At 64.8% G+C, this 14,757-nt stretch carries 7 protein-coding genes; 3 read left to right on the forward strand and 4 right to left on the reverse strand.

Translation table 11 applies throughout. The features are described from left to right. Positions 1–364: 364 nt before the first annotated feature. Positions 365–4,291 carry a DUF3683 domain-containing protein gene (locus H156_RS0111660; protein WP_017365220.1) on the reverse strand — a complete coding sequence of 1,309 codons (3,927 nt, stop codon included), beginning with the start codon at positions 4,289–4,291 and terminating at the stop codon, positions 365–367. A 102-nt stretch (positions 4,292–4,393) separates the two neighbouring features. Then, complete coding sequence (locus tag H156_RS0111665; protein ID WP_017365219.1) at positions 4,394–5,869, reverse strand: NAD-dependent succinate-semialdehyde dehydrogenase; 1,476 nt, start codon at positions 5,867–5,869, stop codon at positions 4,394–4,396. Between the two features lie 130 nt (positions 5,870–5,999). Here H156_RS0111665 and H156_RS16105 point away from each other — a divergent pair, with 130 nt between their 5' ends. The 3 genes from H156_RS16105 (at position 6,000) to H156_RS0111680 (ending at position 8,454) form a co-directional block, all read left to right on the forward strand. Beyond that, entirely contained in the window at positions 6,000–6,698 is a 699-nt protein-coding gene (locus H156_RS16105; protein WP_238536853.1) for a hypothetical protein, read from the forward strand. 33 nt (positions 6,699–6,731) lie between these two features. After that, positions 6,732–7,949 carry a UbiH/UbiF/VisC/COQ6 family ubiquinone biosynthesis hydroxylase gene (locus tag H156_RS0111675; RefSeq protein WP_010961008.1) on the forward strand — a complete coding sequence of 406 codons (1,218 nt, stop codon included), beginning with the start codon at positions 6,732–6,734 and terminating at the stop codon, positions 7,947–7,949. Positions 7,950–8,028: 79 nt separating this feature from the next. Continuing rightward, positions 8,029–8,454, forward strand: coding sequence for a hypothetical protein (locus H156_RS0111680; RefSeq protein WP_017365217.1), 426 nt, complete (start codon positions 8,029–8,031; stop codon positions 8,452–8,454). A 123-nt stretch (positions 8,455–8,577) separates the two neighbouring features. Here H156_RS0111680 and H156_RS17260 read toward each other — a convergent pair whose 3' ends face one another. Then, complete coding sequence (locus H156_RS17260) at positions 8,578–8,763, reverse strand: hypothetical protein (protein ID WP_017365216.1); 186 nt, start codon at positions 8,761–8,763, stop codon at positions 8,578–8,580. Positions 8,764–8,979: 216 nt separating this feature from the next. Beyond that, a complete protein-coding gene (locus tag H156_RS0111690; RefSeq protein WP_017365215.1) occupies positions 8,980–14,745 on the reverse strand; it encodes an alpha-2-macroglobulin family protein in 5,766 nt (1,921 codons plus the stop codon). Positions 14,746–14,757: the final 12 nt, after the last annotated feature.

The following is a 14,757-nucleotide window of genomic DNA, read 5'->3' on the forward strand; positions in this document are numbered from 1 at the left end:
GAGTTTATGAAATGGGTACATACTATCATGCGATCAGAAAATCGAGACCCGTTTATGAGGGGTCGATCCATTTATATGTCAAGCGCCGAACAACGGCCAATGTATCGCCAAGTTACCAATTTCGTGGCGGTAGACGGTTATCGTAGACAGCTCACTGACGGTGCCGATCGAAAAACATGCCGATACTATTACCAACAGGCAGCCGTACGACCACTCGAGCCTTTTTCTCCGTTCTGTAGGGAGGGCAGATATGGGATTCAAATTCATCGGAGTGAGCGGTGGTGCCGCAAGCGATTGCCGATTCCGGCGCGTTATGACGATTAATTATTGTCTGGTTGGCTGGATGATTTCTATCTTGGGTGATTCAGACGAGTATGCGCTCGACTCCCCCATTGACCGCCCGCTCCACATAATCCTTCATCCAGTTCTCACCTAACACGTGCCTTGCGATCTCGACCACGATGTAGTCGGCGTCGAGCCTGTCGACATCCTCCCGGTAGCGCTGCAGCCCCTGCAGGCAGGAAGGACAGGAGGTCAGTACCTTGACCGGGCCGTCGAAGCCGTCGGCTCTTACGCTGGCCGCGTCGCTCTTCAGTTCGGCCTCCTTGCGGAATCGGACCTGGGTGGCGATGTCCGGGCGGGCGATGGCGAGGGTGCCGGACTCGCCGCAGCAGCGCTCGGATTTGGCGATCCGGCCGCCGTCGGCGGTGGCGATCAGGGCGTTGACGGTCTTGAGGGGGTCCTGCTGCTTCATCGGGCTGTGGCAGGGATCGTGGTACAGGTAGCGGACGCCGTTCACGCCTTCGAGTTTCACGCCTTTCTCCAGCAGGTATTCATGGATGTCGAGCACCCGGCTGCCGGGGAAGATGCGGTCGAATTCGTAGGAGGCGAGCTGATCGAGGCAGGTGCCGCAGCTCACGACCACGGTCTTGATATCGAGATAGTTGAGGGTGTTGGCGACGCGGTGGAACAGCACCCGGTTGTCGGTGGTGATCTTCTCCGCCTTGTCGAACTGGCCGGCGGCGCGCTGGGGGAAGCCGCAGCACAGGTAGCCGGGCGGAAGCACGGTCTGCACCCCGATCTCGTACAGCATGGCCTGGGTGGCGAGGCCGACCTGCGAGAACAGCCGTTCCGAGCCGCAGCCGGGGAAATAGAACACGGCTTCGGAATCCACGGCGGTCTTGCGCGGGTCGCGGATCACCGGCACCACCTGGTTGTCCTCGATGTCGAGCAGGGCCCGAGCGGTCTTGCTGGGCAACTGGCCCGGCATCTTCTTGTTGATGAAATGGATTACCTGTTCGGTGACCTTCGGTTTGCCCAGTGAGGCCGGCGGCCGGCGGGTCTGGGTCTGCCCCCAGGGTCTGAGCAGCAGATGGCCCAAGCGCTGGCCGCGGTAGCCCCATTCGATCAGGGTGGAGCGCAAGGCCTTGATGGCGTTGGGGCGGGTGACGTTGAGGAAGGCCAGGGCCGCGGTCTTGGCCGGATTGAAGCTCTGCTTGCCCATCTTGCGCAGCAGGTTGCGCATGTTCATCGACACCTGGCCGAAATCGATGTCGACCGGGCAGGGGTTGTAGCACTTGTGGCAGACGGTGCAGTGGTCGGCCACGTCCTCGAATTCCTTCCAGTGGGTGATGGAGACGCCGCGGCGGGTCTGCTCCTCGTACAGAAAAGCCTCGATCAGGAGCGAGGTGGCGAGGATCTTGTTGCGCGGCGAGTACGGCAGGTTGGCCTGTGGTACGTGGGTGGAGCAGACTGGCTTGCATTTGCCGCAGCGCAGGCAGTCCTTCACGGAATCGGCAATGGCGCCGATGTCGCTCTGCTGCATGATGAGCGACTCGAAACCCATGAGGCTGAACGAGGGCGTGTAGGCGGCGCGGAGACCCGCCCCGGGCATCAGCTTTCCCTGGTTGAAGCGGCCCTCGGGGTCGACCTGGGCCTTGTAGGCGTGGAACGGCGCCACTTCCTCTTCGGTGAGGAATTCGTATTTGGTGATGCCGATGCCGTGCTCGCCGGAGATCACCCCGCCGAGCGAGCGCGCCAGCGCCATGATGCGGACGACGGCGGCGTTGGCCTCTTGCAGCATCTCGTAATGGTCCGAATTGACCGGCAGATTGGTGTGGACGTTGCCGTCCCCGGCGTGCATGTGCAGGGCGACGAAGACCCGGCCGCGCAGGACGGCCTTGTGTACCGCCTCGATCCGCTCGACGACGGGGCGGAAGCTGTCGCCCTCGAAGATGCTCTTGAGGCGCGGCAACAGTTCCTTTTTCCACGAGACGCGCACCGAGTGGTCCTGGAGCCGGTGGAACAGGGTAGGCCGCTCGGCGCGGTTGGTCAGCGCGCCGGCCTCGATGCCGAGTTCGGCAAACCGGGCTTCGGCCTGCTCCAGCGGCAGATCCAGGTGATCCAGCAGCCATTGCCAGCGTTCGCGCACCGCTGCCACGGCATCCAGCGCCAGCGCTCGACGGTCGCCGATCAGCTCTGTCTTGTTGATTCCGTCCTCGTAAGCACGCAAGGGCAGTTCGCCGCCAAGGCATTCCGCCAGCGCATCGCACAGCTTGAGCTTGTTGCGCAAGGACAGTTCGATGTTGATGCGCTCGATGCCGTCGCAGTAGTCACCCATGCGCGCCAGCGGGATCACCACGTCCTCGTTGATCTTGAAGGCGTTGGTGTGCTTGGCGATCGCCGCGGTGCGGGCGCGGTCCAGCCAGAATTTGCGGCGGGCCTCCGGACTGACGGCGATGAAACCCTCCGCGCTCCGTGCATTGCACAGCCGTACCACTTGCGAGGCGGCCCGGGCTACCGCGTCGTCATCGTCGCCGACGATGTCGCCGAGCAGTACCATCTTCGGGCGGCCGTAGCGGCGGGCCTTGGTGGCGTAGCCCACGGCCTTGACGTAGCGCTCGTCCAGATGCTCCAGTCCGGCCAGCATGACCCGGGCGCCGCCGGACTTGGAAAGGCTTCCGAGATAGTCCTGGATTTCGACGATGGCCGGTACGGCTTCCCGTACCTGGCCGAAGAATTCGAGGCAGAAGGTGCGGGTGTACGGCGGCATCTCGTGCAGGATCCAGCGCGCGGAGGTGATGATGCCATCGCACCCCTCTTTCTGGATGCCGGGCAGGCCGCCGAGGAACTTGTCGGTCACGTCCTTGCCCAGGCCGGTCTTGCGGAAGCGGTGGCCGGGAAGGGTGAGGATTTCCTCCTCGAGGAGTCTGTGGCCGTCGGCGTCATGGCGTCTGAGCCGGAATTTCACCTCGTCCTGGTCATGGATCCTGCCGAGGTTATGGTTCAGCCGCTCGACCTCCAGCCAGTTGCCGTCCGGGGTGACCATGCGCCACGAGGCCAGGTTGTCCAGCGCCGTGCCCCACAGCACCGCCTTCTTGCCGCCGGCGTTCATGGCGATGTTGCCGCCGATGCAGGATGCGTCCGCCGAAGTCGGGTCGCAGGCGAACACCAGTCCGGCCTGTTCCGCCGCATCCATCACCCGCCGCGTCACCACGCCGGCGCCGGTGAAGATCGTGGCGCAAGGCCGGTCCACGCCGGGCAGGAGGGTTTCGCGCTCCACCGCGCTCAGCTCCAGCAGTTTCTCGGTGTTGATGACCGCGGACAGCGGCGTCAGCGGCACCGCGCCGCCGGTGTAGCCCGTGCCGCCACCGCGGGGGATGATGGTCAGGCCCAGCTCGATGCAGTCGCGCACCAGATGTCCGACTTCCTGTTCGCTGCAAGGGTAGAGCACGACGAACGGATATTCGACGCGCCAGTCGGTCGCGTCGGTGACGTGGGTGACGCGGGCATAGCCGTCGAAGCAGATGTTGTCCTTGCGGGTGTGGCGAGACAGCAGGGTCAGCGCCCGGCGGCGCAATTCCCGGGTGTGCTCGAAGCAGGCCTCGAAGGCATCCACCGCTTGGTGCGCCGCCTGGAGCAGCAGCGCGACCTTGGCGGCCCGTTCCGACCGGCCGACTTCGATCCCGGCGCGGCGCTGCTCCATCTGGCGCAGGCGATGGCGCAGCGCCTCCAGCAGCGCCCGGCGGCGGCCTTCGTTGTCGAGCAGGTCGTCTTCCAGATAGGGATTGCGCTGCACCGCCCAGATGTCACCGAGCACCTCGTACAGCATGCGCGCCGAGCGGCCGGTAACGCGCTCGGTGCGCAGGTCTTCCAGCACCTGCCACATGTCCTCGCCGAGCAGACGGATGACGATCTCGCGGTCGGAGAAAGAAGTGTAGTTGTAGGGAATCTCGCGCAGGCGGGGGCCTGGGTCTGTGTTGTGGGGAAAGGAGTCCGGGGCAGCGGCCATGCCTGGGTTCTCGTCAAAGCGGTGAAACCCCGATTCTATCGCGCAGGCCGGGCCGGAAATACGGCGTGGCGTGCAACAATGAGGATCGGTTTGCGAACCTGGTCAGGCGGATGGCGCCATCCCGCCTAGACAGAGGTATTTGAGTTCCAGGTATTCGTCCATGCCATGGTGCGAACCTTCCCGGCCGATGCCGGACTGCTTGACGCCGCCGAAGGGTGCGACGTCATAGGAGAGCATGCCGGTGTTGATGCCGACCATGCCGTATTCCAGTGCTTCGCCGACGCGGAAGGCGCGGGCCAGGTCGCGGGTGTAGAAATAGGCGGCGAGTCCATACTCGGTGGCGTTGGCGATTGCGAGGGCCTCTTCCTCGGAACCGAAGCGCAGCAATGGCGCCACCGGCCCGAAAGTTTCCTCGCGCGTGCACAGCATCTCTGGCGTGACATCGACGAGCACCGTGGGCTGGAAAAACCGTCCGCCCAGGGGGTGCCGTCCGCCGCCCGCCAGCACCCGGGCGCCTCTGTCCAGGGCGTCGGCGATATGTCGCTCCACCTTGGCCAGCGCCTGCTCGTCGATGAGCGGTCCTTGGACGACGCCCTCGTCCAGGCCGTTGCCGACCTCGAGCCTGCGCACCTTGGCTGCGAGGCGTTCGGCGAAGGCGTCGTAGATCGAATCCTGGATCAGGAAGCGGTTGGTGCAGACGCAGGTCTGGCCGGTGTTGCGGTACTTCGACAGCAAGGCGCCCTCGACCGCGGCATCCAGATCGGCGTCCTCGAACACGATGAAGGGCGCGTTGCCGCCCAGCTCCAGCGAGATTTTCTTCACCGTCGCGGCGCATTGCGCCATCAAGAGGCGTCCGACCTCGGTCGAGCCAGTGAAGGAGAGTTTGCGGATCAAGGGATTGGAAGTCAGTTCGCCGCCGATCGCTTCCGGATCGCCGGTCACGACGTTGATCACGCCGGGCGGAAAGCCCGCCTGCACCGCTAGGTCGGCCAGGGCGAGGGCGGTCAGCGGCGTCTGCTCGGCGGGTTTCACCACTACGGTGCAACCGGCGGCCAGGGCCGGCGCGATCTTGCGGGTGATCATCGCGGCCGGGAAATTCCAGGGCGTGATGGCTGCGCATACACCGATGGGCTGGCGGATGACCAGCAGCCGCTTGTCCGGGACGGGGGAGGGGATGGTTTCGCCGTAGGCGCGTCCAGCCTCCTCCGCGAACCATTCGACGAAGCCGGCGGCGTAGCCGATCTCGTTGCGGGCCTCGGTCAGTGGCTTGCCCTGCTCGGCGGTGAGGATGCGAGCGAGGTCTTCGGTATGGCTCAGGATCAGCTCGTACCAGCGGCGCAAGACCGCGGCGCGCTCCTTGGCGGTCTTGCCGCGCCAGCCGGTCCAGGCGTGTTCCGCGGCGGCGATCGCCCGCATGGTCTCGGCGGCGCCCATGGCAGGGACATCGGCCAGAACCCGGCCGGTGGCCGGATCGGTCACGGAAAAAGTCTTTGAGTGGTCGGCGTCGACCCATTGGCCGTCGATCAGGCACCGGGTACGCAGCAGGCTGGGCTGGTCGAGTCGGAGTTCATGGCTCATTGGTGGCTCCCCAAGCGAAAAGGACATGCGCGGCATTTCGCACATTTTCGGCGCGGTAGTACCATGATGCACCATGAGACCGCAGGAGTCTTGATCGCTTCCACCGAAAATCGAAACAGGAGAATCGTACATGAATCCCCCCATGAATGGCCCGGAAAGGGCGGTGTTCCGGTTGAAGCTCGCCGCGGCGATGTTGCTGATGTTCGGATGGGGCAGCGGCCAGGCGGAACCCGAACCGGCGGCGCCGCAGACCTTTTCACCGGACACGGCTTCGATTTCGCCGGCGGTGAAGCAAAAGGTCCTCGAGCACATGAAACAGACCAACCTCGAACGTCTGAAGGGCTGGCCGGGAATCATCTTCTACTGTCCGGTGGAGGAAGCAGAAAATCCGGCGGTCAGGGCCATCTGCACCGCCGTGAACGCCGATGTCGGCAACCTGATGGCCGAACACAAGGTTCCATTCCAGATCGCCAAGAGCTCGTTCGACCGGCATTTCCTGCCGCACATGTCGGGACGGCTGCTGCTCGTCGTCGACCTGGCGGCGACGCCGGCCGGCGAGCAGCCCGCGGCGATTTCGGCCGAAGTCCAGGGACTGGCACACTACGCTCATGCGGTGAACTGGTCGTCCGAGCTCTATCCCGAGTCCGGCGGCAAGGAGAAGAGCCCGCTGGAAGTGCCTCAGCACGTCGATGCGCTGCTGTGGGAGAGCAACTTCATTTTCGCTACCGCCGGTGATCAGTCCACCTTGGTGGAACAATCGAAGGCTGCGATCGAAGAAAGGGTCAGGAATTTTCTCGCTGAGTTCGACCGGATCAACCACAAGCGCTGAATCGGGACTCCGCCAGCGGAAGAGCAAAATCAAATGTCAGAACGATACGATATCGCCATCGTGGGCGGTGGAATGGTGGGCGCGACGCTGGCCTGCGCGCTGGAAGGAACCGGCCTGCGCGTTGCCGTGATCGAAGGGGCGCCGCCGCCCGCCTTCTCCCCCGAGCAGCCGCACGACCTGCGGGTCTCCGCGGTCAGCATCGCTTCGGTCAGCATCCTCGACTCGGTCGGCGCCTGGGCCGGTGTCGTTTCCCGCCGCTGCTGTCCGTTCCGGCGGATGCGGGTGTGGGAAGACCGCGGCGACGTGCTGTTTTCGAGCGAGGACATCCACGAGGAAGTGCTCGGCTACATCGTCGAAAACCGGGTGCTCCAGCTCGCGCTGATCGACCGGTTCCCGGCATTGTCATGCGTCGATTTCCTCTGTCCGGCCAAAACCCGCAAGATCGATTATGGCTCGCAGGGTTCGCGCATCGGGCTGGAGGACGGTCGCACGATCGAAGCGCGGCTGCTGGTGGCGGCGGATGGTGGCCAATCCCAGGCACGTCAAGCCTGCGGCATGGGGGTCAGCAGTTGGGACTACGAGCATCATGCCCTGGTGCTCACCGTCGAAACCGCCTATCCGCAGCAGGACCTCACCTGGCAGCGTTTCACCCCGCACGGACCCCAGGCCTTCCTGCCGCTCGATGGACCCAACGCATCGCTGGTGTGGTACGAAGCGCCGGAACGGGTGAAATGGCTGCTCTCCCTCCCCGACGAAGCCCTGCTGAGCGAGCTGGGCCGGGAGTTCCCTGTCGAACTGGGCGAGATCAGGAGCATCGTCAGCCGCGGCTCCTTCCCGCTCCGACGTCAGCACGCCTTGCGCTATTACAAGGAAGGCGCGGTCCTGGTGGGCGACGCCGCCCACATGATCCATCCGCTGGCGGGGCAGGGCGTCAACATCGGGCTGCTCGATGCGGCCGCCCTGGCCGAAGTGCTCGCCAAGGCCAGGCGTGCCGGCCGCGACATCGGCTCCAGTGCGGTGCTGCGCGAATACGAAAGCATGCGCCGCAACAGCAACCTGCTGATGATGACCGCCATGGATTTCTTCTACCGCGCCTTCGGCAACGCCAACGTCCCGCTGCGCTTCGTCCGCAATCTCGGCCTCGGCCTCGCCGAACGTATCACTCCCGCCAAGAAGCTGGTGATGAGGTATGCGATGGGATTGGACGGGAGTCTGCCCAAATTGGCGAGGGGCGAGAGCCTGGGAGGCTGAAAACGCAGGGGGTTTGGTATACCCCCCGCATATTCCATGGTCCTGTGGATACGTCGCGGCAATCTACTGGAGGGATCTGATGGGAGAAAGGTGCAGTTTCTCAGGCGATGTCAAGAATGGGGTGGCGGTCTTGGGGTTTTCGCTATTGCTCGGTTGTGCCGAACAGGCACAGAAGTCCGAAATCGACATACAGGCGGCCAACGCCTTGAAGGAGCGCGAAACCCGGGTATTTCTCAGCTCGCATCCTTGCCCGGCCACTGGAAAGATATCGGAGAACGGAGTATGTGACGGCTTTACCATCGGGATGGTCGTGCCGGAGCGATGTGGCGGGAAAATGAAGGCTTCCAACCTGTATTGGCAAAACGAGGAGCTCGCCAGAGAGGCGGAACTGGAAGAAAAAGCGAACTGCGGCAGACCTGCTGCGGACGAAGAAGAGGATGCGTTGATAAGAACTCAGATGCGTAGAACGCTCGATCAGAGTATCTATAATTCGATGCCCCGTTGAGGCTGGCTGGCACGGCCAGCCTCAACCACGCTTCGCCATGATCGGACCTGCGTGGTATGGGCTCCAGGCAGGAACCCGCCGGCAGGATAACGAGGGTTCCGTTCATTCGGGATGGGACGCCGATCAATTACGGCAGGTCTTGATTTTGCCGTCGGGGCTATATGCCACCGATGCGCCGCTGGCGAACTGCACATATTCGACGCCATCGATACATTGCGTGGTGTGTCCCGTGACCGCCGTGTTGATTCTTTCTCCGACGGCGCACGCCGATAAGACGCTCGTTGCCACCATGAGTATCATCCGCATCATGAGGTTGCTCTCCTGAAGTAAATAACCGATAAATGAATAGCAGTATTACGGCCTCGGTATCCCGGTGTCAACTCCTCGATATCGTCCTCGGGTAATATTCGCCGTGATACGGAAGATGAATGCCCGCCAGGAATATGCCGGCCGAGTGGGTACGAGGCAGTCCGATCCGAGGTATTCGAATCATCGGCCAGTTCGATGTTTCCTTCCCTGGACGGTTCATGGGGCTACCCCGATCACCAAAGCCTTATTCGGCAGCTCCCCGAACATTTCCGGCGCATACATGGCCTCGACGCGCGTCGGTGGCAGTTCAAAGCTGCCTGGGTTGTTGTAGCGCACGGTATATTCGATGTTCCATTTTCCCTTTGGCACATAGTCGTAATACGCGCGATAGGCGTCGAAGCGGCGCTCCTCGTAGATGGGCCAGGTCCAGCCGGTCTGGCGTTCGCCGCGGGTCAGCAGGGCGGAGTCGCGTCCCAGGCCGCCGCCGAGGATGCTGGCGCCGGCGGGAATGGGGTCGTCCACTACCACCCAGCTCATGTCGGACTGGGCGTCGAGTTCCAGCGTGACGCGTGCCACGTCGCCCCGGTTCCAGGCGCCGGGCTGCTTCCGTTCGACCGGGGTGACCGTTCGTTTGATCGAGAAACCGGTGAACAGTGGCTCTTTCAGGGGGATCGCGGCGCGGCTCTGGACGATGGCCCAAGGTTTGCCCGTGCCCTGATGGCGCACCTCCAGCGTGCCGGGGCCGTCGGGCCAGGGCAGGTTCAGGGCGCTGCGCCGGGTTTCCTCGGTCCATTGCATGCCTTTTTTCACTGCGCCGAGATTCGCCTCGGTGTAGCCGGTGACCGGCACCGATTCGAATGCCTCGCTGAACCTCTCCATCGCCAGCCGGCCCCAGGCGTTTGCCGTCGTGGTGTTCCAGCGGCCCTTGGTCTGGCGGCCCAACGCGCCGGTCACCAGTCGGGGGATGTCTTCGCGCCAGCCAGGCAGTTCCATCACGCCCAGGACGGCCCGCACCGCATTGAGGTCGGGCGAGATCATCAACCACCAGAGGGCGTCGTTTTTCTCGCTGGAGAAGTTCAGGGTAGTGCCCTGGAAGTTGAGGCGGGTACGGAGGGTTTGTTCCGCTTCCTTGAGCTTGGCGCCGCGATCGGGGATGGCTTCGACCCGCTGCAATACCGACAGCCAGTCCAATACCGCTGAGGTGGGCCAGAGCCTGGGCTCGATGCGGATGCTGTCCAGCAGCTCCGGCGTCGCTTCTTCATAGCGGGCCAGGGCCTCGACGGCCGCCAGCTTGCGAATGGAGAGATCGGCGGTGGGCAGGGCGGAGTCGCGCAGCACACGGCCCTCGACGAAGCCTTTCAACGCCTCCTTGGCCCGGCCCAGGGCATTCTCGGGCAGTTCCCAGCCGGCTTCCTGCGCGATCGCCAGGACATAGGCGGTCAGCACGTCGCTGCCGTGGATGTCGTCACCCGGGAAATAGCGGAACAGGCCGTCGGCATCCTGGTAGGCGGGCAGGTCGGCGACGATCTCGTTCCATAGGCGCTCGTCGCGCAGCGCGACGGCCTTGGAAACCTTCTGCTCCAGGCAGGAGTAGGGGTAGTGCGTCATGTATTCGATCACCCCGCCGAGTCCATCGCCGAGTCGGGCGCGCAGCGAGACGCGCACGCCGCCGCGGCCCGGCACGGCGTCCTCGGGCCTTTGCACCGCGAGCGAGAGCGGCTTGTCGATGCGGGTCAGCGTCGCCTGGAACACCCGGACGGGCACGGCGGGCTGCACCTGCTGCGAGGTTTTCAGCCGGTCGGTGGCGGCCCCGCCGTCTTCCGCGGCGGAGATTTCCCAGTCCAGCCCGGCGACGTCGACCGGGACGTCGACTTCCCAGGAAAAATCGCCCGCCGTGCCGGCCTCGAGTTCGAAGGGCCGGGGCGGAAGGTCCTGGCCCGCCGCCGCGCCTTTCGGCGTCAATCGGGCGCTGAGCCGGCCCGCGATCTTGCGGTCGGTGGCGTTGCGCACGTTGAAGATGGCGTGGAAGCGGTCGCCTTCGCGGACCATCGGCGGCAGGCCGGAATAGAGCATCAGGTCCTGGGTCGTGCGGATCGAGGTCTTGCCGGTGCCGAACAGGCCGCTGCCCGCGTTGGCGACGGCCACCAGCCGGAAGGCGGTGAGCGAGTCGTTGAGCGGCACCTCGATCTCGGCTTCGCCCCTGGTGTCCAGAGCCACCCGGCCTTTCCACAGCAGCAGGGTGTCGAACAGCTCGCGCGCCGCCTGGCGGCCGCCGCCGCCGCCGTGTGGCACGGCCTTGCGGCCGTAGTGGCGTTTGCCGACGACCTGCATCTGCGCGGTGGAGGTGAGCACCTCTATTCCGCGCCGGCCCATCATCTTGTCCAGCAGGTTCCAGCTTTCGTTGGGCTTGATCTCGAGCAGCCCCTCGTCGACGGCCGCCAAGGCGATCTCGGCGTCGGCCGGCGCGCCGCCCGTGGCCCGCTGTACCGTCACCTTCACCTTGGCGGTTTCCCGGACCTTGTAGCTGTCCCGGTCGGCCTGCACTTTCACGTCGAGCCGGTTGGGTGCCCAGCCCACGTCGATCTGGGCGAGCCCCATGCGGTAGGCAGGCTTGCTCAGGTCGATCATCGTCGTGGCCTTGCCGCCGTCTGGCTGCCACGGCAGCTTGAATTTTCGGGCCATGTCCGCGATCCAGGTCTGCACCGGCCCCACCCGACCCCGCACGGCCAGCACGGAGACGAACACGTTGGGCGCGTAGGCTTCCTTGATGGGCACTTCGACCACCGGAGAGCGGCCGGACAGAGGGGTGATGAAGCTGTCGACGACGCCTTCCCGTTCGACCGTCACCAGAGCCGTGGCTTCGCGGAACGGCATGCGCACCTGCAAGCGGGCCTTGTCGCCCAGCTCGTAGGCGCGTTTCTCGGCAATCACGTCCATGCGGTCGCTGGGGCCGTTCTCGAACCACCATTCGTCCTCACTGGCGACCCAGATCGAAGCCGTGCCCAGCGCCCGGTTGCCGGTGCCGTCGTCGGCCGTGGCCTGGAGCAGGATTTCGCCGGATACGCCGGGAGCGAGGACGCAGAGGAGGAGGCCCTGATCGTTGGTCTTGCCTTTGCACTCCCTGCCGAGGCGTTTGACTTCGGTCTTGTCGTCATAGGCGTAAAAGCCGCCGATCAGGCGCTTGCGGTGAGAGTAAGTGGTGCGCGAGTACAGGTCGACCCGGACCTCTTTGCCGACGGCGGGTTTCCCGGTCAGATCCAGCGCCAGTACCTGGAACCGCACTTGGTCTCTGGTTGCCACCCAGCCATCGGTCTTGATTCCCAGGCTGAGGCCGGCCGGCCACAGTGGGATACGGCGGGCCACGGTCAACAGTTCGCCGTTGGCATCCTGGTATTCGAGTTCGGCCACCAGGTCCTGCGGCGTGTGCTGGCGCGGCAGGTTGGGAACCGTCACCCGCGCCGCGCCGCCCTTGTCCAGCGACAGCGGCAGCACCTGGGCGGGACCGCTCGCCCCGGGGGTTTTCTCGGCTTCCTCGCTGTGACCACTGTCGCGCAGTCCTTCCTCGATGGCCTGCACCTCGAAATCGAAATCCGGATAACCGGGGAATGACACCGCGCGCGGTTCGACCAGGGTGCGGACTTTGACCGGCGCATTGGCCGCGCCGCCGCCGGAAAGATAGCTGACGTGAAGGTCGAGTGTGGCTTCCCTGGCGTTGATCAGAGCATCGGACTGCGGCTGGATGTCGGCGCGCATGGTCGGCACTCGGAACTGCTCGACGCGGAATTCGGCCGAGGTGGCGGATTCGCTGCCGTCGGCATAGACGAATACGATTTCGTAACCGCCGAGCCTGGCTTCGGCCGGAATCGTCCAGGTATTTTCGGCGATTCCGCGCGCGTCGAACTCGGCCGGCAGTTCGTATTCCTGGCCGCTGCCGGTGTGGCGGATCTTTACTTTCGCGGGGCGGGTATCCGGCAGGCCGAAGCCGTTGGACGTGCGCAGGCGCTGGAAGTGCTTCATGGACACGGTCTCTCCGGCTCGGAACAGGCTTCGGTCCAGCACCGAGTGGACGACTTCCGGGTTGCCGTAGAAGCCCACCGGGAGGCCGAAGTTCTGCGGCGAAATGCCGTTGGCCCAGCTGCTCAAGGTGAAGCTCATGTCGTCCCCGGTCCGGGCGCTCACCATGAGGGGGCCGTCGCCCCAGTCGCAGCTCTCGCCGGAATCCGAGGGATTGGGCAGGGCCGGGCCCTGGACGAGCGCCACGCCGTTCTCGTCCGTCCGGCCCTGCCACAACGTTTCGTCCTTGCAGTAGCGGCTGATGCGGACATCGGCGTTCGGCACCGGCCGGGCCGAATCCAGGGTCGTCACCCAGACCAGCGAGGATTCCCGGCCCCATTTGAAGTGTACCGACAGATTGGTGACCAGCGCCGAGGTCGCCACGTAGCGGGGCCTTTCCTCCCCCAATAAAGCGGCGCCGAGCCGTGGGCTGGCCAGTTCGACCACGTAAAAGCCCGCGTTTTCCAAGGGAATGCCGAGCACCTCGAACTCTTTCTGGGCTTCGGCACGCGGCAGTTCGAAAGTTTCCGCCGGAGTACCGGCGAACACCGATTCGGTACCGGTGAGTTCCTTCCATTCGGTGTCGCCGTCGGGCAACTGGACCGATTCGCCCCGGCGTTCGGCGGCTTTCTTCACCTTGCGTATCCAGGCGGCGATGTCCTGGTCGCTCAACGCCACCCGCTTCATCTTGCCGGGGATGGCCGGGCCGCCCGAGGCCAGTCGTTGGCCGGTCATGGGGTTCTCGATGTGGCGTACGGTGACGGGCAGGACGCCGCCCTCCTTCAGCTCCAGAATGCCGAACTCGCCGGGAAATTTGGCCAAAGGAGGATATTCGTCGGTCTCGACTTCCAGCGGATAACGGCTGGCGTTTTCCAGAGGACGTCCGGCATCGTCGACGAACCCCGGGGGCAGTTCGATGCGGAGTGTGGACTTTTCCGGGAAGGGGCCTTTCCAGCTCAGTTCCTCGACGAAAGGTTTGCGGCCCGGGTCGAGCCCGTCAGCCGGATAGACCTTGCCGGCGGCATCGACCAGACGCACGGCCGCGGCCTGGTCGGCGGGCACGGGCGCGCCGAAGCGCAGGAACATCGGCAGGAGCGGAATGCAGTCCGCCTCGGCATTGATCCGCTCGCAACCGAAGCGGGCGGTGAAGCTCGGGCGGGACTTGAAGCTCAGTTCCTGGTCTTCGGTCGTCGCGATGCCGCTGGGCGCGGCGATGTCCCTGCCCCAGATGATGCTGACCTTCGTCTCCGGCGGGATGGCCCGACGGCATTGCACCATCACCAGCCGTGCTTCGCCGGCCTCGATTTCCTCCGGTTCGAGCGAATCGAAATCGGCGTCCGGCCAGAGCAGGTCGGTGTAGCCCCAGCCCAGTTTCCGGCGCTGGGCCAACACTGCATCCCGTCGCTCACCGGTCAGGACGTCGACGCCGATCGCCTCCTCCATGCCCTCGATCCGGCAGCGCGCATGGGCGGCGACGCTTTCCGGCGTGGCCGGAGCGGCGGCGGCCAGCAGGAAGACCTGGTTTTCATCGACGTTCTCGCTGCCTTCGCTGGGATAGGAACCCATCACCACCGGACCGCCGGTGTCGAAGCGGTATTCCCTGGCGAGATCGACCGGCACGCCGCTCAATGCCTTCAACTGCGCCTTCGGTCGGAATCGGCAGGCAAGGCCGGCGGGCAGGTCGGCTTCGAAGTCGTAGACCCAGGTGCGGGGTTCGGCCCAGCGTCCGCGCCCCCGGACCGGGCAATCCACCGTGAACGGGTCGGCGAGCCGGGGATCGCCGAACGCAACCATCGGTTCGGAGAATCGCGCCGTCACCTGGCGCACGTCCTTGGCCGTTCCCTCGGGCGAAAACAGCTCCAGCCGCGCGGCACCGGCCGCCTGAATCCAGCACAACGTCACGACCCAGAACACTGCGCGTATGCTCATCACGTTTCCTCG

This window comes from Methylococcus capsulatus str. Texas = ATCC 19069, from assembly GCF_000424685.1.
Classification (GTDB): domain Bacteria; phylum Pseudomonadota; class Gammaproteobacteria; order Methylococcales; family Methylococcaceae; genus Methylococcus; species Methylococcus capsulatus.

What these genes read in the sequence shown, in the direction of transcription:
- H156_RS0111660 (WP_017365220.1), bottom strand. Translation starts at nt 4,291, where the DNA reads ATGGCCGCTGCCCCGGACTCCTTTCCCCACAACACAGACCCAGGCCCC.
- H156_RS0111665 (WP_017365219.1), bottom strand. Translation starts at nt 5,869, where the DNA reads ATGAGCCATGAACTCCGACTCGACCAGCCCAGCCTGCTGCGTACCCGG.
- H156_RS16105 (WP_238536853.1), top strand. Translation starts at nt 6,000, where the DNA reads ATGAATCCCCCCATGAATGGCCCGGAAAGGGCGGTGTTCCGGTTGAAG.
- H156_RS0111675 (WP_010961008.1), top strand. Translation starts at nt 6,732, where the DNA reads ATGTCAGAACGATACGATATCGCCATCGTGGGCGGTGGAATGGTGGGC.
- H156_RS0111680 (WP_017365217.1), top strand. Translation starts at nt 8,029, where the DNA reads ATGGGAGAAAGGTGCAGTTTCTCAGGCGATGTCAAGAATGGGGTGGCG.
- H156_RS17260 (WP_017365216.1), bottom strand. Translation starts at nt 8,763, where the DNA reads ATGATGCGGATGATACTCATGGTGGCAACGAGCGTCTTATCGGCGTGC.
- H156_RS0111690 (WP_017365215.1), bottom strand. Translation starts at nt 14,745, where the DNA reads ATGAGCATACGCGCAGTGTTCTGGGTCGTGACGTTGTGCTGGATTCAG.